This window comes from Burkholderia sp. LK4 (genome assembly GCF_001043615.1).
Lineage (GTDB): Bacteria > Pseudomonadota > Gammaproteobacteria > Burkholderiales > Burkholderiaceae > Burkholderia > Burkholderia cepacia.
The window spans coordinates 179904-205907 of record NZ_LDUL01000029.1; the positions used below are offsets into that span (position 1 = coordinate 179904).

The 26004-nt window shown below is 64.2% G+C and carries 22 protein-coding genes; 13 read left to right on the top strand and 9 right to left on the bottom strand.

The genetic code is table 11. The features are described from left to right. Positions 1–46: 46 nt before the first annotated feature. Positions 47–1363, bottom strand: coding sequence for a replication initiation protein (locus VK92_RS15730; protein WP_021163671.1), 1317 nt, complete (start codon positions 1361–1363; stop codon positions 47–49). Between the two features lie 1819 nt (positions 1364–3182). Next, positions 3183–3620, bottom strand: coding sequence for a hypothetical protein (locus VK92_RS41820; RefSeq protein WP_131723257.1), 438 nt, complete (start codon positions 3618–3620; stop codon positions 3183–3185). A 293-nt stretch (positions 3621–3913) separates the two neighbouring features. Here VK92_RS41820 and VK92_RS15735 point away from each other — a divergent pair, with 293 nt between their 5' ends. Further along, positions 3914–4225, top strand: coding sequence for a hypothetical protein (locus VK92_RS15735; protein ID WP_048028142.1), 312 nt, complete (start codon positions 3914–3916; stop codon positions 4223–4225). A 187-nt stretch (positions 4226–4412) separates the two neighbouring features. Here VK92_RS15735 and gcvA read toward each other — a convergent pair whose 3' ends face one another. Next, entirely contained in the window at positions 4413–5318 is a 906-nt protein-coding gene (gcvA, locus tag VK92_RS15740) for a transcriptional regulator GcvA (protein ID WP_048028143.1), read from the bottom strand. 140 nt (positions 5319–5458) lie between these two features. On the opposite strand from gcvA, the gene VK92_RS15745 reads away from it, so the two are divergent. After that, complete coding sequence (locus VK92_RS15745) at positions 5459–6757, top strand: adenylosuccinate synthase (protein WP_048028144.1); 1299 nt, start codon at positions 5459–5461, stop codon at positions 6755–6757. Between the two features lie 298 nt (positions 6758–7055). Next, positions 7056–7997 (top strand): LysR family transcriptional regulator, encoded by a 942-nt coding sequence (locus tag VK92_RS15755; protein WP_048028146.1) that lies wholly within the window; start codon positions 7056–7058, stop codon positions 7995–7997. Positions 7998–8207: 210 nt separating this feature from the next. On the opposite strand, the gene VK92_RS15760 is transcribed toward VK92_RS15755, so the two are convergent. Continuing rightward, the gene (locus VK92_RS15760) at positions 8208–9176 is read right to left on the bottom strand and encodes an AraC family transcriptional regulator (RefSeq protein ID WP_048028148.1); all 969 of its coding nucleotides are present in this window, start codon (positions 9174–9176) and stop codon (positions 8208–8210) included. A gap of 596 nt (positions 9177–9772) precedes the next feature. On the opposite strand from VK92_RS15760, the gene VK92_RS15765 reads away from it, so the two are divergent. The 4 genes from VK92_RS15765 to VK92_RS15780 all read left to right on the top strand — a co-directional run bounded on the left by VK92_RS15765 (position 9773) and on the right by VK92_RS15780 (position 16887). Continuing rightward, the gene (locus VK92_RS15765) at positions 9773–10657 is read left to right on the top strand and encodes a LysR family transcriptional regulator (RefSeq protein ID WP_048028150.1); all 885 of its coding nucleotides are present in this window, start codon (positions 9773–9775) and stop codon (positions 10655–10657) included. A 231-nt stretch (positions 10658–10888) separates the two neighbouring features. Continuing rightward, positions 10889–12145, top strand: coding sequence for an efflux RND transporter periplasmic adaptor subunit (locus tag VK92_RS15770; RefSeq protein WP_048028152.1), 1257 nt, complete (start codon positions 10889–10891; stop codon positions 12143–12145). A gap of 15 nt (positions 12146–12160) precedes the next feature. Continuing rightward, the gene (locus VK92_RS15775) at positions 12161–15352 is read left to right on the top strand and encodes an efflux RND transporter permease subunit (RefSeq protein ID WP_021156318.1); all 3192 of its coding nucleotides are present in this window, start codon (positions 12161–12163) and stop codon (positions 15350–15352) included. Between the two features lie 2 nt (positions 15353–15354). Then, positions 15355–16887, top strand: coding sequence for an efflux transporter outer membrane subunit (locus VK92_RS15780; RefSeq protein ID WP_048028154.1), 1533 nt, complete (start codon positions 15355–15357; stop codon positions 16885–16887). 133 nt (positions 16888–17020) lie between these two features. On the opposite strand, the gene VK92_RS15785 is transcribed toward VK92_RS15780, so the two are convergent. After that, complete coding sequence (locus VK92_RS15785) at positions 17021–17734, bottom strand: dienelactone hydrolase family protein (RefSeq protein ID WP_048028156.1); 714 nt, start codon at positions 17732–17734, stop codon at positions 17021–17023. On the opposite strand from VK92_RS15785, the gene VK92_RS41825 reads away from it, so the two are divergent. Next, the gene (locus VK92_RS41825; RefSeq protein WP_131723258.1) at positions 17733–18041 is read left to right on the top strand and encodes a hypothetical protein; all 309 of its coding nucleotides are present in this window, start codon (positions 17733–17735) and stop codon (positions 18039–18041) included. The genes VK92_RS15785 and VK92_RS41825 overlap by 2 nt on opposite strands. 7 nt (positions 18042–18048) lie before the next feature. Here the strand turns inward: VK92_RS41825 and VK92_RS15790 are convergent, their stop codons facing one another. Then, positions 18049–18360 (bottom strand): DUF4148 domain-containing protein, encoded by a 312-nt coding sequence (locus VK92_RS15790; protein ID WP_011349305.1) that lies wholly within the window; start codon positions 18358–18360, stop codon positions 18049–18051. Positions 18361–18682: 322 nt separating this feature from the next. Further along, positions 18683–19648 carry a GlxA family transcriptional regulator gene (locus tag VK92_RS15795; protein ID WP_048028157.1) on the bottom strand — a complete coding sequence of 322 codons (966 nt, stop codon included), beginning with the start codon at positions 19646–19648 and terminating at the stop codon, positions 18683–18685. 214 nt (positions 19649–19862) lie between these two features. Between VK92_RS15795 and VK92_RS15800 the strand changes: the two genes are divergently transcribed. From VK92_RS15800 to VK92_RS15810, 4 genes are all read left to right on the top strand, one after another. Further along, positions 19863–20504, top strand: a complete 642-nt coding sequence (locus VK92_RS15800; protein ID WP_048028159.1) for an HD domain-containing protein — start codon at positions 19863–19865, stop codon at positions 20502–20504. Between the two features lie 92 nt (positions 20505–20596). Beyond that, a complete protein-coding gene (locus VK92_RS42950) occupies positions 20597–20728 on the top strand; it encodes a hypothetical protein (RefSeq protein ID WP_269434865.1) in 132 nt (43 codons plus the stop codon). 983 nt (positions 20729–21711) lie between these two features. Beyond that, positions 21712–22167: a type II RES/Xre toxin-antitoxin system antitoxin gene (gene parS, locus VK92_RS15805; protein WP_006480981.1), complete on the top strand. Its 456-nt coding sequence runs from the start codon at positions 21712–21714 to the stop codon at positions 22165–22167. Then, on the top strand, positions 22164–22643 hold the full coding sequence (locus tag VK92_RS15810) for an RES family NAD+ phosphorylase (protein WP_027792217.1): 480 nt from the start codon (positions 22164–22166) through the stop codon (positions 22641–22643). The genes parS and VK92_RS15810 overlap by 4 nt, the downstream gene beginning before the upstream one ends. A 38-nt stretch (positions 22644–22681) precedes the next feature. Here the strand turns inward: VK92_RS15810 and VK92_RS15815 are convergent, their stop codons facing one another. Together VK92_RS15815 and VK92_RS15820 are read right to left on the bottom strand one after the other, a co-directional pair. Continuing rightward, the gene (locus VK92_RS15815) at positions 22682–23620 is read right to left on the bottom strand and encodes a tyrosine-type recombinase/integrase (RefSeq protein WP_048028161.1); all 939 of its coding nucleotides are present in this window, start codon (positions 23618–23620) and stop codon (positions 22682–22684) included. A gap of 261 nt (positions 23621–23881) precedes the next feature. Further along, positions 23882–24919, bottom strand: coding sequence for an AraC family transcriptional regulator (locus tag VK92_RS15820; protein WP_048028163.1), 1038 nt, complete (start codon positions 24917–24919; stop codon positions 23882–23884). A 291-nt stretch (positions 24920–25210) separates the two neighbouring features. Between VK92_RS15820 and VK92_RS15825 the strand changes: the two genes are divergently transcribed. Continuing rightward, entirely contained in the window at positions 25211–25996 is a 786-nt protein-coding gene (locus VK92_RS15825; protein ID WP_048028165.1) for an enoyl-CoA hydratase/isomerase family protein, read from the top strand. The last annotated feature ends 8 nt before the right edge of the window (positions 25997–26004 follow it).

Here is a 26004-nt window from a genome sequence, read left to right on the forward strand (position 1 = left end):
ACGACGACGTCCGGCACGCGACACGCACCCGACTGCGAGGCCTCGTTCAGTTGCCAGCGAGACTGCTTTTCAGCAAGAATTCCAGCAAGTCGTCCGAGGTCGGTTCGCCCCATGTATCCAGCGCGAGCCATCGGAAGAAACTGGTCTGCGCAAGTTTGCTCGCCTTCTTCTTCGGCGACAGCGTCAGATCCTTCGAGCCTGCCACCGTCTCGTTGTAACGCTCGATCAGCTTGGTCTGGTCGTCGATCTCCAGTTCGCGGAAATACGCGCCGGCTTCCTCGACCTTCGCCGCCAGATATTTGTCGCGAATCTGTTCCTGCTTGCTCTGCGCGGATTCCTTCGCCGGTGCGGCCGCCTCCGTTCCCTGCCCGTCGGCCAGCGTATAGCCGTGCGTCAGCGCCTTGCGGAAGTATGCGGCCACGTTGTCGACCGGCGCCGCATTCTTCTTCGTAGTCCGATTGAGCGTGTAGGCAATCGCAGCCTTGATGCGCTGCACGCCGTATTGCGTGATCAGCCGGCGCGCTTCCGAACGCGGAATGCCGAACTTGGCGACCTCCTCGACCAGCGCTTCGTTCTTGACGTCGCCGTCCTCCACCGTATCGGCGCTCTGCTTGCGCGTCACCTTGAACTGGACGGCTTCCACGCTCCGGCCGGACTTGTGTTCGATCAGCTCGAGCGTGTGATCCGAAACTTCGTTCACCTCCTGAATGCACGGCACCAGGACCTTGCTCTTGAACAGCTTGTATTCCTTGTACGACTGCGACGCCTTGTCCTGGCCGAGAATGAGGTCACGAAATTTCGGCAGCGGGATCTTCGCGGTGATGCCGATTCCTTCGTAGCGCACCGTGTTTTCCCACAACGCGAGCGAGTGCGACCGCCGGAACTCGCGGGCGATCCGCATATCGATCAATGCGTAGATCTCGGGGTTGAGCAATTCGCTGCGAATCTGGTCGGAGAAGCTGTACTTCAGCACCGATTGCTCGAGCTCCGCGCCGGCGAGGAGGCCTGACGCTTTCCAGACGGTGGATCGGTCCGCGGCCAGGTAGTCCCAGTTGACGACGGTACTGATCAGCGAGTTGACCGTGTCCTTCACGTATTTCGTGTTGTTGCTGTTCAACCCGCTCTCGTGCGAGAGCGACGCGATCGAGATCGAAAAGCTCGTCCGGCCCGGCTCGAAAGCCTCCTGCCGAAGCGCGTTCTTGATCAGCGAGCTGAACATCTTGCGCTGCTGCAGCCCGATCTTCCCGGACTTGGGCGCGATATGAATCGCCTGGACCGCCTTGCGCAGCAAGTCGGGAGGCTCGGGTGTCTGAAACAGCGAAACCTGTTTGTCTGAGCCTTTGCTTGCGGGCTTGCGCGGCATCGTAATGTCCGGATAAGGTCACCTTGTTGAGAGCGGACTTTATACCTTTTCGCGGCGACGGGCAACGCCCTTGTTCCTGCTTTACTTGCACTATCTCGGCTAACCTTCAGATACAAAAGGAAAATCTTCGATCAGACGATTTTTTCGGGGCCCCATATCCATCTACCTTTCGACCAAAATGCTTCCCACAAGCTGCTACCTTTCATGCCCGGTCACGGAAACCCGGCACGGGATTTGCCCTCGCCAAGGTAACCATCCATGGGAAACAGATGTGCAGAATCGAGATCGTTGGGCACATTCATGGTGCCTTGCAGCACAGTCTCGTTTTCCTCCCATAACTTGCTACCTTCATCGATTCCCACAGAAGGGTACCTTTCAACCGGCCTTGATTGCATGGATGCCGCAGACAGCTCCCATAAACGGCAACCCTCCGGTTTCCCCATAAAAGGTTACCTGTCCGTGCCGTCGATCCTGTCCATGGGAACCAACCACTGGAAAATTTGGAAAAAGGCAATCAGGTGGCCCCGGATCCTACCCATAACCGGCTACCTTTGAAGCGCCCCATAACCGGCTACCCAAGAAAAATCTCTGTGCATTCAAGCATCTACGGATCAAAAAAATGCCCCATAAAAGGCTACCTGCATACGTTCCCATAGACGACTACCCAACGTGTTCTGTGGCCGATTTCCCATAACCGGGTACGCTTGCCCCATATCCACAACCCTGACTCCCCACAACCCGGTACCCCAAACCCCAAATCCACAGACCTGAAACCCCAGACCCTTACACCTGTGCTCCCATAAATGGGTACCGAACACCTGTCAAACCCTTGTGGGATAAGGCTGTGAGCCGTCTAAAAGTAGTTAAAGAAGTAAACGTCGTTAACAAAAGATGTAAACACACGTGCGCGTCCACAGAAAGACGAACCCCATAAACCGCTACCATTGAGTAGCCGTCTATGGTGTTGCAGGCACCTCAACGCTTCGATTCAGGATTGGGAAACAGTGACCGGGCTCCTCGTTTCGCACAGGTTCCAGGCCCAACAAGGCTTCCAGAAGAGGTGAGTACATACTCACATCGACTGAAACGTAGAAACTTATGGGAGAAAAACAGGAGGAAACTGCCCGTTTCCAGGTACAGGTTCCCGTTTATGGGATCGAAAAACCGTCCCCGTAGCCTCGCGAATGCACGTTATCGACCGGCAAAGTCCATCGGCCCGCCGGAAACATAGATCTCTTCGGTTTCGTTCACAGCAGTTTGAAATCATCCGCTACGGCTGGCGAAGGAATTTTTACACTCAGGCCTGCTCGTCTACGAAGAAAGTTCTCCGATCGTCGGCTCGCGTCTCCGCTCAAACCCAGCCTGTCGGCTGTGCACAGAGGAAATCGCCGCAACTCGCTTCGCCGCGCCCGGGGCGTCCAACTTTCTACCTTTGGCTCCATCAACCGAAAATCAATGCTGTGCCTCCCATCCACAACGAGAGGCCCTGGAACGGCTTTCCCGAGATCAAGTAGGGGGGCGGCATCATTTGCACGCGTTGCCGGGTCCTGGGTCGATCCAGCATGCGTCGCGGGCCAACGTGAAGATGGAGGGATCACGAAGCTCACCCCAGTCGAATTCGAGCGATGATCCCGAACATTCTCACCTTCCGACGCTTTCGAATCTCGTGAAAGCTCGCCGGCCTGACTAGGCCACAGGTATCGGCATGCTGTGCGGGCGGCAATGCTCGCCACGATGCATTGAGGCCAAGGTCGCGGAATGAAAATCCTGTGTTTCGGGCATGCGGTCCGATGCGTTCCTGCGCAGAATCGGCCGGATCTCACCTGGCCGCGACATCATTTCTGCGGATCACGTTCGCCCGACGACCGTGGTGACATCCGCGCGATGCCGTCAGCGCAATCGTGAAGCGGTCCGTGCCGATGTCTTCACCGTAGGCAATGTCGACGCTTTTCGTCATACGGACCACATGGCGACCGTATTTGCCCGCTAAGGCAGCCCTCGGGATCACTGTTCGGCGATTGGTTGCTGTATCGAACTGCAAACGCTGTGTGCGATGCAATCGTGCTTGCCTTGATCGCCATAACATCGAATCGTGGTCGTTTATGGGAGGAACTGTCGCTTGAACCACGTCGACCGGCAACGTGACACACAGTTCGACTGCTGTGACTGCGGTGATCGTGATTGGCCGAATGACGATCACGTCCCGGGTGAGCGCGCCGGCATCCCCACCTATGAAACAGTCATGGGTATTTCGCATCGCACCTCCATACATCAATCGTCCGCGTCTTCAGGGCGCAGGCACGTCGCCGGTTTCCGGTTCCCCAATGGCGCGATCCACAATTCCCGTCCTGTCAGTGACCGTCCCGGTCGAGTGCCATCCACGTTTTCTCCCATACGTGTATCCCCGAACCCCGTTGCACGTTGACGCCATATTTTTCACGACGCGGTTATGATGCACAGGTCCCGGATGCGGCATGACAACCGACCGGGGCAGGGGCGGTATCTCGATGGTCTTCCAATCCGTGATAAACCAGAAAAGAGAGTTCAGCGATGCGAATCCAGATCAGAAAACTCACGTTGGCTGCTACCGCAGCCGCGTTCCTGTTCGGCTCGGCAGTTCCCGCGTTTGCGCAGACCGACGCCAGCGCGTCCGCTGCACAGGACGCCAAGGCAGCGAAGAGCCAGGCACGCAAGGCGGCCAGGGCCCAGCGCAAGGCAGAGCACAAGGCCGCGCGTGCGAAGAACAACGCCGAGCTGAAGAAACTCGAAGATGCCGGTTACAAGCCGGCGGCCAATGATCCGAACTATCCGCAGAACCTGCAGAACGCGGAGAAAAAAGCCGGCGTCGGCGCAAGCCAGTAAGCGTCTTCCGGCGGCAAGCCACGGATCGATCCGCGGCTTGCCGCATGCGTCGCCGTTCCACGGCGCACATCAAACGCAGCAATCCCGGTATCGACGAAAGCCGAAGACAATACGCAATCCAGTCGCTTGCGTTATTTGATTCGCATTCCTGCATTTTGTGGCGCGTGCCACCCGCACTCCGACGCGGTCAGCTCCGCCCGCCCGGCGCAGCCGCATTTCCCGTCACCCTCAGCCAGTCCTTGAACGCCCGTACTGCGTCGTCGTTCGCGCGTGCGGAGGCGACGTACGTGAAGTAACGCCACGGCGGCAGCGCCGGTTCGCGGAACGGCTGCACGAGCCGACCTTCGGCGATGTCGTCCGCGACGAGCGCGATCGGCCCCATCGCGACGCCGAGCCCGTCGAGCGCACCCTGGAGCGTCAGGTAGAAATGCTCGAGCGTGAGCGAGTGGCGCGGCACGAGATTCGGATGTCCGGCTGCCGCGAGCCATTCAGGCCACATGCCGGGATAAGTGGCCGCGTGCAGCAGCGTGAAGCCGGCGAGATCGGCGGGCGTATGCAATGGTCGCCCTTCCAGCAGCTTCGGTGCACACACCGGCAGCCGGACTTCCGACAGGAATTCCTCGGCAACGTAGCCGTCGATGGCCTGCGGGCCGCCGCGCACAATCAGGTCGACCTTGTCGCGCAGCTTGTCGATCGGCTCGTTCGACGTCGACAGCCGTACCTCGATGGCTGGATGGGCGACCTGAAACGACGACAGCTTCGGCACCAGCCAGCGCAAAGAAAACGTCGCGGGTGCACTGACGCGCAGCACGCGCTGCTGCGCATGGCCGAAATGCTGCGCGGTGGCGAGCGCGATCCGGTCGAACGACGCACCGACCTCGGCGAGATACGCGCGGCCCGCGTCGGTCAGCTCGACCCGCCGGTTATGGCGTTCGAACAGCGGCCGTCCGAGCCACGCCTCCAGTTGCTGAACGTGCCGGCTGATCGCGCCGTGGGTCACGCACAGTTCGTCGGCGGCCAGCGTGAAGCTGCCGTGGCGCGCGGCAGCTTCGAACGCGCGCAGCGAATTCAATGGAGGGAGGCGTCGGGCCATTGCGTCATTTCACGTGATATTTACTCACGCGATGGTTCAGGTTTAATCGTTTGATCGGGTGCTCAAGCTTCGCCAATATGGCACACAAACGGCCGGCTCGGCCGAACGATTGTCTGAATTTCTCACATGGAGTGCGGAGCATGCCGAACGTGGTGGTCGTGGGCGCCCAATGGGGCGACGAAGGTAAGGGACGCGTCGTGGACTGGCTGGCGGCACAGGCCGATCTCGTCGCGCGCTACAACGGCGGCCACAACGCAGGTCATACGCTGGTCGTCGGCGGCAAGACATACAAGCTCGCGCTCCTGCCGAGCGGCATCGTGCGCGGCAAGCGCGGCGTGATCGGCAACGGCGTGGCGCTCGATCCGGAAGCCTTGCTCGCGGAAATCGCGCGGATGGCCGAACTCGGGCTGTCGGTGACGCCGGACAACCTGTCGATCGCCGAGAACGCGACGCTGGTGCTGCCGATCCACCGTGCGATCGACCAGGCTCAGGAGCGTCTGCGCCGCGAGCCCATCGGCACCACGCTGCGCGGGATCGGGCCGGCCTACGAGGACAAGGTCGGGCGTCGCGGGTTGCGCGTCGGCGATCTCGCGGAACCGGGCCGGCTTGCCGCCAAACTGGATGTGCTCGTCGACCATCACAACGCGTGGTTCCGCGGCCTCGGGCTCGACGAGCATTCGCGCGATGCGATGCTGGCGACGCTCGCCGACCTCGCGCCGCGAATCCTGCCGTTCGTCCGCCCCGTCTGGGCCGATCTCAACGACGCGACCGACCGTGGCGAGCGCATCCTGTTCGAGGGGTCTCAAGCCGTGATGCTGGACATCGACTGGGGCACGTATCCGTTCGTGACGTCGTCCGGCACCGTTGCATCGGCGGCGGCGGCCGGCACGGGGCTCGGCGCGTCGAAGCTCGGCCACGTGCTGGGCGTCACCAAGGCGTATGCGACACGGGTCGGCGGCGGGCCGTTCCTCACCGAACTGTCCGACGCGACCGGCGAAACGCTGCGCGCGCGCGGGCAGGAGTTCGGCGTGAATACCGGCCGGCCGCGCCGCTGCGGATGGCTCGATGCCGCGCAGTTGCGTCAGGCGGTCAGGATTTCGGGCATCGATTCGCTGGCGCTCACCAAGCTCGACGTGCTCGACGGTTTCGAGTCGATCGAGCTGTGCGTCGGCTACGAACTCGATGGCGTGCGGGTCGATCATCTGCCGGCAAGCCTCGATGCGCAGTCGCGCGCGAAACCCGTGTACGAGCGGTTCGACGGCTGGCGCGGCACTGTGAAAGGGGTACGCGAACGCGCGGCGCTGCCGCGCGCCGCGCAGGATTTCATCGCGCGCGTCGAAGCGGTCGTCGGCGCACCGGTATCGATGATCACGACCGGCGCGGAGCGCGACGACACGATCGTGTTGCGCAATCCGTTCGATGCGGCCGCCACGGCCTGATCCGTCATACATGACGTGAATCGTGCGGCCACACCATGGTCGCCGGGTAGTTTTTGCCGATGCGCTGCGGTTAGCTTGCCGGCGCGTCCGGACGTCATGCACACGAACCGGACGACGCGTGCAGGGCTGCCCGGCGACACGATTCGGCATCCGGATCATGCCGCGTACGGCGAACTGGACACGTCTGCACCGCTGCTGTACTGTTCCGCACAATTCGCGCCAGGCCGGCCCGCGCCGGAACCGCCGGCACCATGGCCGCACGGTGGCGCGACGTGATCTCAATCCCGGGGACAGGTCGATGGACACGTTACAGATGATGCGCATTTTCGTCCGGGTTGCGGAGGAGGGCAGCTTCACGAGCGCGGCCCAGCGCCTGGACATCACGACAGCCTATGCATCGCGGTCGGTCGCGCAGCTCGAGACGCATCTGCGCACGCGCCTGCTCAACCGCAGCACGCGCCGCATCGCGCTGACCGATGCCGGGCAGCGTTATCTCGACCGCTGCCAGCGCATCCTCGGCTATATCGAAGAAGCGGAAGCCGAGGCGGCCGATGCACAGGCGAAGCCGTCCGGACGGCTGCACGTTCATGCGACGACGAGCTTCGGCCAGGCCTACGTGGTGCCCGCGGTCGTGCGTTACCGGCAGCGTTATCCGTCGGTCGCGGTCGAGCTCACGCTGTCGCAGCACGTGCCCGACATCATCGACGAAGGCTACGACGTGTCGCTGCAGTTGAGTACGACGGAGCTGCCCGATTCGGGGCTCGTGTCGCAGCGGCTCGGCGAGGTGCACAGCGTGCTGTGCGCGTCGCCCGCGTATCTGAAGGAGCGCGGTACGCCGCGTACGGTACGCGAGCTCGACGGCCACGCGTGCCTGCAGATCGTTACGCCCGTATTTCCGCGCGATCGCTGGCATCTCGACGGCCCCGACGGCCCCGAGACGTTCGACCTGCCGTTGCCGGATTTCCAGGTGAACATCGCCGATGCGCTGGGCGCCGCATTGCGCGCCGGCCTCGGCATCGGTTCGCTGCCGATGTCGTCGGCGCTACCCGCGCTGGCGAGCGGCGCGCTGGTGCGCGTGCTTCCCGACTACCGTTTGCAGAAGCTGACCGTCTACACGCTGTACGCATCGCGCCAGTATCTCGATGCGAAAATCCGCACGTTCGTCGATTTTCTGCGTGAATGCGTACCCGAAATGCTGTCCACCGACGAGGCCGCGCTGAACACTTCCTGCACGTCCTGAAGTCGCGCCGTCGAGGTGTGAGGATGACGCTGCGCGTCAATCGAACCAATAATATGCAGTCCTGTATTTGAGCCGGGTATCGAATTAATCTGTGCGACCGGCTCGACCAAGGATGCGCAGGCAACTGGCACGCCTTTATGAAAGTGCTTGCTTTCGATAGCGAACATCGTTGGTTCGGTGCATGGGTGCCGCGCACGTCACGTGCATGGCCTACGGCGCGACGCGGGATAGCGGCACCGCCTGGTCGCGCAGCTTCACGACATCGCGGCCCGGTGCATCGCCGAAGAGGCGTGCGTATTCGCGGCTGAACTGCGACGCACTCACATAGCCGACACTGCGGCACGCCTGCTGCGCATCCATTGCCGACAGGCACATCAGGCGGCGTGCCTCCTGCAGCCGCAGCATCTTCTGGCATTGCAACGGGCTCATCGACGTGACCGCGCGGAAGTGGTGATGGAACGTCGACGGGCTCATGTCCACCTGTCGCGCGAGCGATTCGACCGTCATCGGATCGAGGTAGTGGTCGCGGATCCAGGCGACCGCACGCGAGATGCGCTGTGTCGTCGAGTCGTCCTGGCCGACCTGCGCGACGCGCGCACCCGACGGGCCGCGCAGCAGCCGGATGAGGATTTCGTCGACGATCAGCGGCGCGAGCAGGTCGATGTCGTCGGGGTGTGCGATCAGTTGCATCAGCCGCACGACGGCGTCGACGATTTCGGGCGGCGCATCGTGCGTGTCGAGTGCGCCGCAGTCGACGGCCTTCGGCAGCCCGCGCGGAAACACGCGCGGTGTGAGCGTCGCGATGCGGGCCGGGTCGAGTTCCAGTTGTGCGCAAAGGAACGGCTCGGCCGGGCTTGCGCGCGTCACGCGGCCGGTGACGGGCAGGTCGGCAGTCGTAACCAGCATCCGCGATTCGTCGATCACGTAGGCGGCGTCGCCGACCCGTGTCGATTTCGCGCCTTGTCCGACGATGCTCAGGCACGCGCGGTGCACGCCATGGTTCCAGTGTGGCGGCGACGCGGACACGCGTGCGATGCGCAAGCCACGCACCGGGAGTTCGAACGTGCCGTCGTGCGGCGCATAGGCGGCGATCAGCGCAGCGAGCCGGGCCGTTAGTGACCGAGGGGCGTGATCGGGTGCGGTGCGCTGTAGCGGCGTCGTTCGGGCGTCGATTTCCATATTGCGTGAGCGGATGACCGAGGGGGGCGGTGCAAGGTGCGCGACTGCGATTCCCTGTCGGTGTCCCGGCAGGTGGATCGCGCGGCGGTCACATCGTACGGCGAGTCGCGCGCACGTGATTGCCTAAATCTGTCGGAAACCAGCCCAATCATCCGGATCTGCACGGCCGGCGGCCGCATGGCCCGTCGTTGCGCAGTGTGCAGCGCACAAATTCGGAAATTAAGGCAAAACAATCGCAGGATCAGGCAAGCCAATTTCCGGCGGTTTTCATACCATTGCACCTGCTGAAAGAAACGTGTTCCAGTGCGCTCGGGCGACGCAGGTATGAGCGTCGCCAGGCCGACGGATGCCGCCGGCGTTGCCGCTGGGAATCGCTGCAAGAGACTCAGGACTGCTATTCGAATATTCGTGCATCGGGCCAGCCGAGGCCGGCTTGCGTCCGTTGCATGCCGGTGCGCGTCCGGCGCGAGCGCACCGACCGATCCGGCGTGGCCGGCGTCGGTGCCATCGCATTGGCCGGGCCGTCACATGTCAGTCGGGACGCGGTAGCGGGTGTGCGCGTCCAGGCGGCCGACCGCGCAAGGGAATCCGGACAAATGGACCAACTTCAATCGATTCGGGCATTCGTGACGGTGGCAAGGGAAGGCGGTTTTCGCCGGGCGGCGACGCGGCTGCGCGTGTCGACGGCGATGGCGAGCCGGCTGGTCGATGCGCTCGAGACGCGCCTTGGTGCACGCCTGCTTCAACGCAGCACTTGCCACCAGTCGCTGACGGAAATCGGCGAGTTGTATCTCACGCGCGTCGAACGGATTCTCGGGGCGATCGACGAGATCGACGGTCGTTTCGTCGCGATGGGCAGCAAGCCGGAAGGCGCGCTGCGCATTGCCGCGCCGGTCGCGTTCGGGCTCAGCCAGTTGAGCGCGTTGCTCGATCGTTTCGTGAGCCGGTTCCCGGACGTGCGGCCGACCGTGACGCTGACCGACGCCCATGTCGATCTGACATCCGAAGACATCGATGTCGCATTCCTGACCGACGGCATGCCGGTGACAGGTGCGCACGCGTTGCACACGCTGGCCTCTTACGAATCCGTGCGCGTCGCGGCACCGGGTTATGTCGCCGCACACGGCGGCGCGGCTGCGTCGGGCGACTGGCCGGATCTTGCGGCCGTGCGGCTCGATCTGCCGGCCGCCGGCGGCGGCGACGCGGCTGCGTTCCGGCCCGACGCGACGCCCGGCGGCAGTCAGGGCGTCGGCCATCTCGAGATGGCACGGCGGCTGGCCGTGGCCGGCATGGGCGCCGCGGTGCTGCCCGCGTATCTCGTCGACGCCGATCTGGCGGACGGCGCGCTGGTGCGCGTTGCACCGGTTCACTCGCTCGCGCCCGTCACGCTGAAGCTCGCGCATGCGCGTACCGCACGTCTGCCGGCCGCTGCACGGGCATTCATCGAATTTGCCGGCACCGCGTTCCGGCCCGCGAGCTAGCGGCCCGGTTGGTCGCCGCGGCAACGCCTGCCCGCCAGTGCCGCGGGCTCATGACGCTTTTTCCACGGAAGCAGTTCGACGAACGAACGCTCCGCAGGGCGCAACGAACGCCCGACATACGCAACCGCATCCGCGGCAAACAGGAAGCGACAGCATTCCGGCCGCGCGTGCAGGTTACGAGGAGATCTGGTGATTCCAATTGAAGGTCGTCTATTTGCGAGAGGTCGCTCCATGCGCGTCGAACGGGTTCCATACCGCTTAATCACTGCTGCAACGGCTGTCGTTTTCCTGGCCGCGTGCGGGAAAAAAGAATCGGCACCGCCGCCGCAAACGCCGGAAGTCGGCGTCGTCACCGTCCAGCCGCAAGCCGTACCGGTCTTCACCGACCTGCCGGGCCGCACCAGCGCGTTCCTCGTCGCGCAGGTCCGCGCGCGGGTCGACGGCATCGTGCTGCGTCGTGAATTCACCGAAGGCACCGACGTCAAGGCCGGTCAGCGCCTCTACAAGATCGACCCGGCGCCTTACATCGCCGCGCTGAACAGCGCGAAGGCAACGCTCGCGAAGGCGCAGGCGAACCTCGTCACGCAGAACGCGCTGGTCGCACGCTACAAGGTGCTGGTGGCCGCGAACGCGGTCAGCAAGCAGGACTACGACAACGCGGTGGCCACGCAAGGCCAGGCCGCGGCGGACGTCGCGGCCGGCAAGGCGGCGGTCGATACCGCGCAGATCAACCTCGGCTATACGGATGTCGTGTCGCCGATCACCGGCCGCGTCGGCATCTCGCAGGTGACGCCGGGCGCGTACGTGCAGGCGAGCCAGGCGACGCTGATGTCGACGGTGCAGCAGCTCGACCCGGTGTATGTGGACCTCACGCAGTCGAGCCTCGAAGGGCTGAAGCTGCGCCAGGACGTGCAGAGCGGGCGCCTGAAGGCGAGCGGCCCGGGCGCGGCGAAGGTGTCGCTGATCCTGGAAGACGGCAAGACCTATTCGGAGCCGGGCAAGCTGCAGTTCTCGGACGTGACGGTCGACCAGACCACCGGCTCGGTGACGATCCGCGCGGTCTTCCCGAACCCGGGCAAGGTGCTGCTGCCGGGCATGTTCGTGCGTGCACGGATCGAGGAAGGCGTGAACGAGAACGCGTTCCTGGTGCCGCAGATCGGCGTCACGCACGACCAGAAGGGGCAGGCGATCGCGATGGTGGTGAACGCCAGCAACAAGGTCGAGCCGCGTCCGCTGAAGACGACGGGCATGCAGGGCCCGAACTGGGTGGTCGAAGGCGGTCTGCAAGCGGGTGATCACGTGATCGTGCAGGGCGTCGACAAGGTGCGCCCGGGTGCGACCGTGAAGACGGTCCCCGCGCAGCTCGCACCGGCGCCGGACGCCGCGTCCGGCACACCGGCAAGCGCCGCGAATGCGTCCGGCGCCGCGCCGGCGAGCACCGCCGCCAATGCTGCCGCGAGTTCGACCGCTGCGTCGTCCGCGCAATAACAAGGAGTCCGTTTCATGGCCAAGTTTTTTATCGATCGCCCGATCTTCGCGTGGGTGATCGCGATCGTGCTGATGCTGGCCGGCGTCGCGTCGATCTTCAAGATGCCGATCGCGCAGTATCCGACGATCGCACCGCCGACGATCCAGATCCAGGCGAACTATCCGGGCGCTTCCGCGAAGACGGTGGAAGACACGGTGACGCAGGTGATCGAGCAGCAGATGAGCGGTCTCGACAACTTCCTGTACATGTCGTCGACCAGTGACGACTCGGGCAACGCGACGATCACGCTGACTTTCTCGCCGGGCACGAATCCGGACGTCGCGCAGGTCCAGGTGCAGAACAAGCTGTCGCTCGCGACACCGAACCTGCCGCAGGTCGTGCAGCAACTCGGCATGCAGGTCACGAAGTCGAGCAGCAACTGGCTGATGTGGTTCGCGTTCAACTCCGAGGACGGCAGCATGTCGAAGGAGGACCTGACGAACTACGTGGCGTCGCACGTGCTCGATCCGCTCAGCCGCGTGAACGGCGTCGGCCAGACGCTGCTGCTCGGTTCGCAGTTCTCGATGCGCATCTGGCTCGATCCCGTCAAGCTGACCAACTACAGCCTCACGCCGACCGACGTGTCGGCGGCGATCTCGCAGCAGAACGTGCAGATCGCGGGCGGCCAGATCGGCGGCACGCCGGCGAAGCCGGGCACCCTGCTGCAGGCGACGATCACCGAATCGACGCTGCTGCGCACGCCCGAGCAGTTCGGCAACATCCTGCTGAAGGTCAACCAGGACGGCTCGCAGGTTCGCCTGAAGGACGTCGGCCGCGCGGCGCTCGGTTCGGAAAACTACACGTTCGACACGAAGTACATGGGGCAGCCGACGGCCGGTCTCGGCATCCAGCTCGCGACGGGCGCGAACGCGCTCGCGACCGCGACGGCGCTGCGGGCCAAGGTCCAGGAGCTGTCGAAGTACTTCCCGCACGGCCTCGTCGTCCACTATCCGTACGACACGACGCCGTTCGTGCGCCTGTCGATCGAGGAAGTGGTCAAGACGCTGCTCGAAGGCATCGTGCTCGTGTTCCTCGTGATGTACCTGTTCCTGCAGAACCTGCGGGCGACGATCATCCCGACGATCGCGGTGCCGGTCGTGCTGCTCGGTACGTTCGCGATCATGGGCCTCGTCGGCTTCTCGATCAACACGCTGTCGATGTTCGGCCTCGTGCTCGCGATCGGCCTGCTGGTCGACGATGCGATCGTGGTGGTGGAGAACGTCGAGCGCGTGATGGCGGAGGAGGGCTTGTCACCGAAGGAGGCGACCAGGAAGGCGATGGGCCAGATCACCGGCGCACTGGTCGGCGTGGCGCTGGTGCTGTCGGCGGTGTTCGTGCCGGTGGCGTTCTCGGGCGGTTCGGTCGGCGCGATCTATCGCCAGTTCTCGCTGACGATCGTGTCGGCGATGGTGCTGTCGGTGCTCGTCGCGTTGATCCTGACGCCGGCGCTGTGCGCGACGATCCTCAAGCCGATCCCGCAAGGGCATCACGAAGAGAAGAAGGGTTTCTTCGGCTGGTTCAACCGTACCTTCGACCGCAGCCGCGATCGTTATACGGGCGGCGTGAACCACGTGATCCGGCGCTCGGGGCGCTGGCTCGTGATCTACCTGGCCGTGTTCATCGCGGTCGGCGTGATGTTCGTGCGCCTGCCGAAGTCGTTCCTGCCGGATGAAGACCAGGGCTACATGTTCATGATCGTGCAGACGCCGTCCGGTTCCACGCAGGAAACGACCGGCAAGACGCTCGACAACATCAACACGTACCTGACCACGACCGAGAAGGATGTGGTCGACTCGGTGTTCACGGTCAACGGCTTCAGCTTCGCGGGCCGCGGCCAGAACGCGGGCCTCGTGTTCGTGAAGCTGAAACCGTACGAGCATCGCCAGCGCTCCGACCAGAAGGTGCAGGCGCTGATCGGCCGGACCTTCGCGCACTACTCGCAGTACAAGGACGCGATGGTGATCCCGTTCAACCCGCCGTCGATTCCCGAACTCGGTACGGCTGCCGGCTTCGACTTCGAGCTGACGGACAACGCCGGTCTCGGCCACGAGGCGCTGATGGCCGCGCGCGGCCAGTTGCTCGGAATGGCCGCGAAGGATCCCACGCTGGCGCTCGTGCGCCCGAACGGCCTGAACGATACGCCGCAGTACACGGTCGACATCGACCGCGAGAAGGCGAACGCGCTCGGCGTGACGGCTGCGGCGATCGACCAGACGTTCTCGATCGCGTGGGCGTCGCAGTACGTGAACAACTTCCTGGATACGGATGGCCGGATCAAGAAGGTGTACGTGCAGGCGGATGCGCCGTTCCGGATGACGCCGGAAGACATGAACATCTGGTACGTGCGCAACAGCACCGGTGGCATGGTGCCGTTCAGCGCGTTCTCGACCGGCCACTGGAGCTACGGGTCGCCGAAGCTCGAGCGCTACAACGGCGTATCGTCGATCGAGATCCAGGGGCAGGCTGCGGAGGGCAAGTCGACCGGCCAGGCGATGGCCGCGATGGAAGCGCTCGCGAGCAAGCTGCCGGAAGGTATCGGCTACTCGTGGACGGGCCTGTCGTTCCAGGAAATCCAGTCCGGCTCGCAGGCGCCGATCCTGTACGCGATCTCGATCCTCGTCGTGTTCCTGTGTCTCGCGGCACTGTATGAAAGCTGGTCGATCCCGTTCTCGGTGATCATGGTGGTGCCGCTCGGCGTGGTCGGCGCGCTGCTCGCGACGATGCTGCGCGGCCTCGAGAACGACGTGTTCTTCCAGGTCGGCCTGCTGACGACCGTGGGCCTGTCCGCGAAGAACGCGATCCTGATCGTCGAGTTCGCACGCGAGTTGCAGGCGAACGAGAACATGGGGCCGGTGCGCGCGGCGATCGAGGCGGCACGCCTGCGGCTGCGCCCGATCCTGATGACGTCGCTCGCATTCATGCTCGGCGTGCTGCCCCTTGCGATCAGCAACGGCGCGGGTTCGGCGAGCCAGCATGCAATCGGCACGGGCGTGATCGGCGGGATGATCACGGCGACGTTCCTCGCGATTTTCATGATCCCGATGTTCTTCGTGCGGGTTCGCGCGATCTTCAGCGGCGAGACGGAAAACGTCGACGATGCCTGGCGTCTCGTGCAGGGCGACCTGCAGCGCGGTCACGGCGACGCACACGATTCGAAGGGGCAGTAACGATGCAAAAACATGCTTTGACTGCAAGTGCGGTCGCGATGGCTGCCGCGCTGTTCGCCACGGGCTGCACGATGGCGCCGCATTACAAGCGGCCCGACGCGCCCGTCGCACAGGCGTACCCGGCCGGCGGCGTCTACGCGACGCAGCCGGGTGCGGCCGGCGCGCGCAGCGCGAACGGCCAGGCGGCGACCGCCATCGGCTGGCGCGAGTTCTTCGTCGATCCGCGCCTGCAGCGGCTGATCGAGATCGCGCTGAAGAACAACCGCGACCTGCGCGTGTCGGTGCTGAACATCGAGGCGGCGCGCGCGCAGTACCAGATCACGCGCGCGGGCCTGTTCCCGACGCTCGACGGTACGGGCACGGGCAGTGTCCAGCGCATTCCGCAGGGCTTGTCGACGACCAATGCGCCGCTGATCTCGCGCAACTACAACGTCGGGCTGTCCGCGTCGTGGGAGCTTGACCTGTTCGGCCGCGTGCAGAGCTTGAAGGACCAGGCGCTCGCGCAGTACCTGTCGACGTCGTATGCACGGCAGGCATTCGAGATCTCGCTGGTGTCGCAGGTGGCCGATCAATACCTGACGCTGCTGTCGACCGACGACCTGCTGAAGGTCACGGAGGACACGCTGAAGTCCGCTCAGGCGCAGTACGACCTGACCAAGCTGCAGTTCGACAACGGCACGGGCTCCGAGCTCGAGCTGCGTCAGGCGCAGACGGTGGTCGAGCAGGCGCTGTCGAACCAGCAGCAGCAGGCGCGTGCGCGCACTCAGGCACTGAACATGCTGGTGCAACTGATCGGCGAGCCGCTGCCGGACGACCTGCCGGCAGGCATGCCGCTCGACGCGCAGAACCTGCTGACGGACGTGCCGGCCGGGTTGCCGTCGGACCTGCTGACACGTCGTCCGGACGTGATGCAGGCCGAGCAGACGCTGCTGGCCGCGAATGCGAACATCGGTGCGGCACGCGCGGCGTTCTTCCCGCGCATCTCGCTGACGGGCGCGTTCGGCACCGGCAGCCCGACGCTGGGCGGCCTGTTCAAGGCCGGCACGGCGGCGTGGTCGTTCGCGCCGCAGATCACGATGCCGATCTTCGAAGGCGGGCAGAACATCGCGAACCTGAACCTCGCGAACGTGCAGAAGCGCATCGAGATCGCGAACTACGAGAAGGCGATCCAGTCGGCATTCCGCGAAGTGGCGGATGGTCTGGCCGCACGCGGCACGTACGACCAGCAGATCGCGGCGCTCGAGCGCAACGAGCACGCGCAGCAGCGACGTTTCGACCTGTCGGACCTGCGTTACAAGAACGGCGTCGACAGCTACCTGTCGGTGCTGACCGCGCAGACGGACCTGTACTCGGCACAGCAGACGCTGATCAACGCACGTCTGGCGCGTTGGACGAACCTGGTCACGCTGTACCGTGCATTGGGCGGCGGGTGGATCCAGCGAGCCGGCGAGACGCCGCGCGCGCCGGATGCGCCGGTCGACTACGACAAGGCGGCCGCTCCGGCGCCTGCGTCGGCAGCGGCGACGAACGGATAAGTGAAAGGCGGGGCAGGAACGGGCAACCGCTTCTGCCTGCCGAACCGGCGAGATGCAAAAGCGAAAACGCCACGGATGAAAATCCGTGGCGTTTTCTTATTGCTCGGCTGCTCACATCCGAAGCGATGTTGCGCTATGCCTGCTTTGTCCAAAGCGTGCGGCCGAAGAACGTCAGCGTGCGATCCCATGCCATTTGCGACCACACCGGATCGAACTGCGTGCCGGCGATACGGCCGGGGCCGACGGCCGTTTCGTTCGCGAACGCATGATGCGCGAGATAACGATGGAATTCGAAACCGACCTTCGCGCCGGTCAGCTTCTTCTCGAGCGCATCGACCTGGTCGATCGCGAAGAACGCATCCTGCGTGGCCCAGTGGCCCATCAGCGGCACCTTGAGCTTCGCCGGATCGAGGTAGTCGAGCGGCGGGAAGCCGTACCAGGTGACGCCCGCGTCCGCATCGGCGAACTGCAGCGACAGCAGCGTGAGTGCGCCGCCCATGCAGTAACCCGTTACCGCGACACGCGACGCAAGCGTCTTCAGATAGGTCACGGCGCCCGGAATGTCCTGCGAGGCCGCGTCGCCGAAATCGAGCCCGGTCATCAGGTGGTGCGCTTCTTCTTCCTCGACCGTCGACTTGCCGCGATACAGGTCGGGCACGAGCGCGAAGTAGCCGCAGCGCGCGAGGCGATCCGCGACGCCGCGGATCTGGTCGTTCAGCCCCCACCATTCCTGGATGACGACGACCGCGGGCGCGCCTTCGGTCTTTGCCGGCGTGGCGAGATAACCCTGCAGTTCCTGGCCGTCCGGGCGTTGAAACGTGATCATGGAACCGGATGTTTGAGACATGAAACCGCTCCTTTTCGAAAAATGCGATGAGTGCGGCATCGGGGCCGGCCTGCGGTGCGGCGACGATCGGGCAAGCCGGGCGTCGTGGTTTCCGCTCGCGTTCGTTTCGGCCGGCGCCGACCACGCGGCCATTCTATGCGCAAACACCGGCTGCCTGCGTGAACGGCACCGCGTTCGCAAGATCGCGTGCGATGGGGGCGATCCGTGCCCGGAACGGATGACCGAAAAGCAACACCCCGCCCCGTTGGAACGGGAGCGGGGTGTTGTGAGGTGTGCCGCGCGCGTATCGGAATACGCCGGCGCGTGACGGGCGCTTACTGGCCGAAATACACGGAGTCGCGGCCGTCCTGCTTGACCGCGATCGCGCGGCCGGCACGCACACCAGCGGCGGCTTGCGCGCCGTAGCCGGTTTCATCGGCGTTCGTCACACGGGCCTGTGCGGTCTGCAGCGCGCGCGGGTAATACTGATCGGAGACTTCGGGCTTGTAGCCGGCCTGTTCGAGCTGGACGAGTTCCGCGCGCACCTGGGCACGCGTCAGTTGGCCCGACGGATTCGACTGTGCGAATGCGCCGTACGAGGCGGACAGGGCGGTGGCGGCGACGACAGCGTAGATGAACGACTTCATGATGACCTCCGGTTTCATTGATTTCGCGCTTCGCTTGTTGCGTTCAGCGGTTGATTGCATCGTAGCGATCGCGTTACCGGTCGGAAATACGCGTTCCAGCGAATAATTATTGCAACTGGGTAAACGATCTGAACGGGTGAGTATTTCGTCTGACGATTGCGAGCCTGTCCGGCGCTTGATCTGGACCACGGGCGAGGCCGTCAATGGAGCGCTGTCGTCGCTCGGCAAGTGGCCGGACAACGATGAATAAATCGTATTCCGAAGTGTTCGAATGGGGCTGACGACATCATCGATCGTGTCGTATCGCGTGCGTACTGCCGTGTCACTCGGCCAGGACTGCCTGCCGTTTCCGGTATTCGGCAGGTGTGATGCCGACGTGCCGGGTGAAAGACCGCCTGAGCGTATCGACATTCGCGAAGCCGCATTTCGCGGCGACCTGTTTCGGCGTGTCGTGGCCATTCTCGAGCAGGTGGCGGGCTGCCGAAATGCGGGTCGCCTCGACCCATGCGGCAGGCGTCATGCCGACTTCCGCGCGGAACAGCCGCGCGAAGTGGCGCGGGCTCATGCCCGCATGCTTCGCCATCTCCGCCACCGAGTGCTCGAGTTCCGGATTGGCCGCGATCCAGCGCTGGACCTCCTGCAGCACCGAGCGCCCGGCGGGGCGCGCCTCGCCCTTGCGGCTGAACTGGAGTTGCCCGCCCGGTCGCTTGAAGAACATGACCAGTTGCGCGGCGACGCGCCGCGCGATCTCGCGGCCGAGATCTTCCTCGACCAGCGCGAGCGCGAGATCGAGCCCGGCCGTCACGCCGGCGCCGGTGCGCAGCTTGCCGTCGCGCACGTACAGTGCATCCGCGTCGACGGCGAGCGACGGATAGGCTTCGGCAAGCGCGTCCGCGGCAGCCCAGTGCGTGGTCAGGTGACGCCCTTTCAGCAGGCCGGTGGCCGCGAGAATGAACGCGCCGGTGCAGATCGAGCCGTAGCGCTTGCTCTGCACGGCCGCCGCTCGCAGCCACGCGAGCACGTCGGTGCGCAGTGCGATCCGGCCGGCGCTCGGCGCGCCGGCGACCAGCAGCGTGTCGATGCGCTCGGGAATGTCGGGAACGATCCAGTCGGGCAGCAACTGCGCGCCGGACGAACTGCGGATCGGGCCGGACTCGCCCGCAATGATCCGCAACGTATAGAACGGTTTCCCGCATTCGGCGTTCGCTTGCGCGAAGACGTCGAGCGGTGCGGAGACATCGAGCAGTTGAACGCCCGGAACGGCGAAGATTCCCACGACCTTCGGCATGATCGATTGCGTGTTGTTTCTAACGTGACGGGTAGCAGTATAGAGGGGCCAGCGATGCACGGAGTGCGTGGCGGAGCCTGTTTCCGGCGTTCTTCCTGGCGTGCGGGCACCGTGTCCGTCTGTCGCGCAAAATGGCAGGATTTGACGCAATACGTCTATTGAAGACAGCTGTCGGGCTCCGGAGAATCAAGGGTGTTTTCAATGGAGGTCGATCATGACTGAGAACGTTGCAGGCATCACCATTCCCGATAGCCAGTTGACGCGCGAGATCACCGAACTCGTGCGCGATACCGCGTCGCCGTTGCTGTTCCATCATTCCAGCCGCGTCTTCTATTTCGCTGCGCTTGCGGGCCAGCGGCGCGGTCTGAAATACGATCCCGAGTTGCTCTACTGCGGCTGCATGTTTCATGACATGGGGCTCACGCACAAACACAGCAGCGCGTGCGAGCGGTTCGAGGTGGACGGCGCCAACGCCGCCCGCGATTTCCTGACGGGCAAGGGCATCTCGCAGCAGGATATCGACGTCGTATGGACTTCGATCGCACTGCATACCACGCCGGGCATCCCGCAGCACATGCATCCGGTGATCGCGCTCGTGACCGCGGGCGTCGAGATGGACGTGCTGGGCCTGACGTATCCGGAATACAGCGACGTCGAACGCGAGGCCGTCGTCCGTGCACATCCGCGTACGCAGCACTTCAAGGAAGACATCATCCAGGCGTTCTACGACGGGATCAGGCACAAGCCCGACACGACGTTCGGCAACGTGAAGGCCGACGTGCTCGCCGACAAGGATCCGCATTTCCGTGCCGGCAACTTCTGCAGCGTGATCCGGTCGTCCGCGTGGGCGGGCTGATTGTTCACGGTATGGCGCACGACCTCGGCTGCTGAGCGGAGATCGTGCGCGCCACGTGAATCGCGATTCGCGCATTATTCAGGAGTGCGATCATGTTGGGCCCGGTGAACGATCGAAAGCTGATCGGAGCGAACGGCGCGCCGGTCGAAGATGACGTCAACATCCAGACGGTCGGCCCGCGCGGCCCCGCGCCGTTGCAGGACGTCTGGCTGATCGCGAAGTGATTCCGGAGCGGCGCACGCGTGCGAATGAATCCGATGCGTACGGCGTGTGGTGTGGCACAAGGTATTCGCCGATACACAAGGGCGAAAACCTTCACGGCAATCGGCTGGCGGTGGTGGTGGTGGCGCGTTTTCCGACGTTCACCGGTGAACTTGGTGTGGCCGACTCTGTTGGTCAGCACCACGCGTCGGGTTTTTGGGGAGTCGCGGAACATCCTCCACGACAAGTCGGCAACTGTGTGAAGGCCGGATCGACATACGGCGTGGACATCACGGCGACATCGGGGCGGCTTGTGGTGTCGTCGAAGCAAGCCGGGCGGTACGGCGACACGGCATCGCTGCATCACCAGCGGAAAGGTAGCCGTTTATGGGGGCGTGATTCGTTGCGCTTCCGGATTTTCGACCCATACGAGTGTTTCGATGGCGCCCACACCTCACGACATCTCCGACAGCCCGGGTGTCGATGTGTGCTCGACACTGTTCGACGATGCCTGCAAGGGGGAGCCCGAATGGCCGACGAGGTCTCGCACCGGGTGTTCATGATCGACGACGGGAAACGTGCGGTGTGGGAACGCATCCGGCGCGAGGCGCGGCGATGTGTTTCCGTCGTGACGAACGGTGAATTGCCGGGAGCGACGTTCCGACCCGGGACCGGGGGCCGCGCTTGACGAAATCTCCGTGTCCTTGGCGAACCTCGGCCTTGTCAGGAAGAATGGGCGGCGGAGTGGGAGCGGATGAAATCAGTAAAGATGTTGTTACGTGACAACCACGTGATATTTCCCAGATTTTATATACTGAAAAAATGCCTCCCGTCACCCTGGCGAATCTTCGATTCGCCCCCCAGTAACGTGCCTCCAGCCAGGTGGGTCATGTTCGCCCCGCTTTTGCAGACGCCCTGACCTCCACCACAGCCACACTCTCCATCCACCTTCCGCCAGTTCCCGGCAAAACGCCTATAATGATTGGGCAAATTGCCTGGAGAAATCATGAGCACCATTGCTTTTCATCCTTCGGGCGTCGCGCATCCGCGTCAGGCCGAATTCACGATTCTCGAACAACTGCTGGCGATCCGAGTCCGGTCGGGGGCCGATCTTGCCGAGCTGGCGAGCGCGCGCGTCGACGTCTCGGTGATCGACCGGCTGTCCGAGCGCGGGCTGAAATCGGACGAACTGGCCTTCATCATTCCGCGCCGCACGCTGAGCCATCGCCGCCAGGCGCACGAACGCCTGTCGCCCGAGGAATCCGACAAGGCGATCCGTCTCGCGCGCATCGTCGCGCAGGCAACGGCCACGTTCGGCGACCAGGACAAGGCGATGGCGTGGCTGCGCAACGGGCTCCAGCGCTTCGGCGGCCGCACGTCGCTCGACATGGCGAGCACCGAGCATGGTGCGCGGCTCGTCGAGGAAGCCCTCACGCAGATCGACGAGGGGTATTTCGCTTGACGACGCTGTGGCGGATCAGCAATTTCGCCGACCTGAAAGGCATCGGCGGGTTGCGCGCCGGCGGGCGCTGGCACTTCGCCGGGCAGCCCGTCGTGTATCTCGCCGAGCATCCGGCGCTCGCGCTGCTCGAGACGCTCGTTCATTTCGAGATCGCCACGGTCGCGCAATTGCCGAGCGGGTACCAGTTGCTTCGCATCGAGGTAGCCGATTCGGTCGATATCGCCGAAATCGCGGAGGGCGACGCGCCGGACGACTGGCGATCCAACGTCGACTGGACCCGCAGCGCCGGTACCGAGTGGCTGCACACGCAGCCGAGCGCGCTGCTGCGCGTGCCGAGCGTCGTCGTGCCGCACGCGCACAACTTCCTGCTGAATCCACTGCATCCGGCTGCTTCCGAGGCCCGCATTGCCGAAGTCATGCAATCACCGTACGACACCCGGATTCTGCGGCTGGTCCAGTCGAAGCCGGGTGAATAGCGGAACCGGACAGCACAGGTACCGTGCCGGACGCGGGATCAGCGCTCGTGTGCGGCGCGATCCGCGGCCGCATCGGGCGGTAGCGTCTGCCGGATGCGCGTGACCGTTCGTGTACTGACGAGACCGAGCATTGCACTGACGTCGGCATGAGCATGACCGGCAAGCAACTGGCGGCGCGCAACCGTATTGCGCAGCACGCGCGGGCTCATGTCCGCCGCGTGGAAGCCGATCGCGCTCAGCGCGTCGCGCACCACGAGCAGCAGGAACATGTCGTTCATCGCGCCACCGCCGCGCGGTGCGGGAAACAGCAACGCGGATGCCGGCGCGTCGGCCGAGCGCGCACGCCATGCGGCGAGCGGCGCCAGTGCAAATTCGGCGAGCGCGATCCGGCGCGCCGGCCGCGCCCGATCGCGCGGCACGGATAGCGCCGGCGGCCGCGCGTCGAGATCCAGCGAGTCGTGCGTCGTCGCACGTATCTCCGCCGAAGTGATGCCGCTCGCGAGCAGCAGCGCGACGATCGCGCGATTCCGGCAATCGGCCGGCGTGTCGTCCGGTCGAGGCTGCACGTGGTGCTGAAGCGCCGCGTCGGCATCGGGCGGCAGGTAGCACGGCTCGGGCTCGCCGTCCGGCCATGCGAGATCACGCGTCGTCCGGCCGGCCGGATGAATCGTGCGCACGCCGGCCTCGACCAGATGCCGGCCCAGCCGGTCGATCAGCTTCGCGTAGCGCACGCGAGTCGACGTGCCGGGCGCACAGGTGCGCTCGAGTTCCGCCAGGAAGGTCGCGACGTGGTCGGGCCCGAACGTGGCCAGCGACACGCGGTGCGCAATCAGATGACGCAGGAACCGTTCGAACATCGCGACGTGCTGCACGACCGAACGCGGCGCGAACGGCCGGCGGTCGGCACCGGTCGCGGCGGTTTCCTGCCATGCCCGGAAGGCGCCGACGGGGTCGTGGGTCCAGCGATTCGTGTCCACTGCTTACGAAAAGGTTTGTTGGAACGACGTGTGTGTAATGTGTAATGCGTGGATGCTTCGCACCAGTATGCGACAGTGAGTGACCGGCGGCGGTTCATCATGTCGCCAGCGCATGTTCCCCGGCTGTCAGGGAGCGTCTCCATACCGATTGGCCCGGACCGATGCATGAGCGTTGTCCGGCTGATCCGCTCGAGGTTTCCGGATCAGATCCAGGGCGATCGCGACCGGTTCGATTGCTTCGTATTCCTGCGACAAAACTTCCTACTCAGGTGGAGCATCCCGGAATTGCGTAGGGGATACACCGGTCCATCGCTTGAATGCGCGGGCGAAATTGCTGGTGCTGGTGAATCCGAGCAGGAACGCGATTTCGGTGACGGAGCTTGTCCGCTGACGGATGTAATTGCGCGCGAGGTCCCTGCGCGTGTCGTCCATGATCTGCAGGAAATGGGTGCCGCGTTGTGCCAACCGCACCTGCAAGGTAGCCGGGCTCATGCATAACGCTTCGGCAACCTTCTCCCTGCTGCAGTCGCCGGAGGGCAGCAATTCGATGATCTTCTGCGTGACGCTTGTCACCACGTCGCTCTTGTCCAGCCGTGCAAGATATTGATTCGCGATGGCGTCGTTGACTTGTGCCAGTTCCGGACAGGCGCCGCCGAGCGGCTGCATCAGCTCGTGCCGGTCGAAAGTCAGCGTCGTGGCCGGATTCGAAAAACTGACCGGTGCCCGCATCAACGCGCGGTACGGCTCGTCGCCTTCGCGCGGCATCGCACGATGGAATTCCACGGACAGCGGACTGAACCCCGGCTTGTACAACAGGCGCATCGTCTGCACCAGGAACCCGACGAAGGCGTCTTCGGTTTCGCCGCAGACCTCGACCTTGAAATCGGTGGCGCACACGGCGATCGTGTCGACGTCTTCAACGATGCGAACGGTGGCCGCTTGCGACACCAGCCGGAAGTACTGTTCCAGCCGGTGACAGAAGTCGAGCAGCGTGCTGCTGGCGGCGAGCGCGTAGCCGAGCGCATGCAGGTTGGAGATATGGATGTGCCGGGCGACCGACAGGCCGAAATACGCATTGTGGGTGGCCTCCACGCAGGCCCGGTATAGCCGGGTCAGGGTGGAGACAGGCAGCCGGACCATCGGGCCGTTCACCATGTGGGGTTGCACGCCGACGGAGCGAAAAATGCGCTCGCTGTCCATTCCGCTGGCTTGCAGGGTTTTGGCGATTGCCGTGCAGTACCCCCCTATGGTCGTCGCTTCCTGCGTGGCGACGCGGGAGGGTTGGCGGTCGGGTTTCAAGGCGCGGCGATGTCGATGGACGGTGGTGCGGCTGATTCTACACCGCCGCTGAACCGTTCAGCGCGCACCCGCGGCGATCCCCGTTCGATCGTGCGGAGCGACAACCGTCCCCTCCACAATCACCAGCTCGCTGGCGCGTGACGTCAATGTTTACCGCGAATCGCTTTGCGGAATGCACTTTTCGCTCCAAAGAGCCGCGCGTTCATTTCCCCCTGCCTAAGATCACTTCCTATCGCGGGCAGGTATGTACCTCTGCGCCACCACAACATTCCAAGACAATCCGGAGACGTCATGACTGAAGATGCATTGCTGTATGAAGCGACTGGCGCGGTCGCACGCTTGACGCTGAATCGCCCCAAGGCGATGAACGCGATGAATATCGCGCTGCTGACCGAACTCGACCGTCGGCTGGCCCAGATCGCCGCCGACGATAACATTCGCGTTCTAGTCGTGACCGGCGCAGGCCCCGCATTCTGTGCCGGCGCGGACTTGAAGGAGGTGCTGGCCAGCCAGAAGGCGGAGGTCGGCGAAGCCGATTTCCTCGACCGCGCCGATGCCACGCTTGCGCGCCTGCGCAATTTCCCGAAGCCGGTGATCGCCGCCCTCAACGGCGTCACCATGGCTGGGGGCCTCGAGATCGCGATGTGTGCCGACATCGTCATTGCTGCCGAGAGCGCTGCCATCGGGGACGCCCATGCCAACTTCGGCGTCTATCCCGGCGCCGGCGGCGCGGCGGTCTTGCCGCGCCTGATTCCTCAGAATATCGCGATGTATCTGCTGTTGACGGGCAAGACGCTTTCGGCGGCCGAGATGAAGGCTTACGGCTTCGTATCCGAAGTGCATCCGGATGCTGAATTGTCTGATGCAGCGATGAAGCTGGCTGGCCAGATCGCTGCAAAGAGCCCGGTCGTGTTGCGGCGCATGAAGGAAGTCGCGCGCACCTCCACCGACAAGAGCCGCGACGACGCGTTGCTGCACGAGCAAGTCATGTTGCGTCGCCATCTGCGCAGCTTCGACCTGCAGGAAGGCTTGCAGGCATTCGCCGAAAAGCGCGTGCCGCGATTCCAGGGCCGTTAAGGCATCCA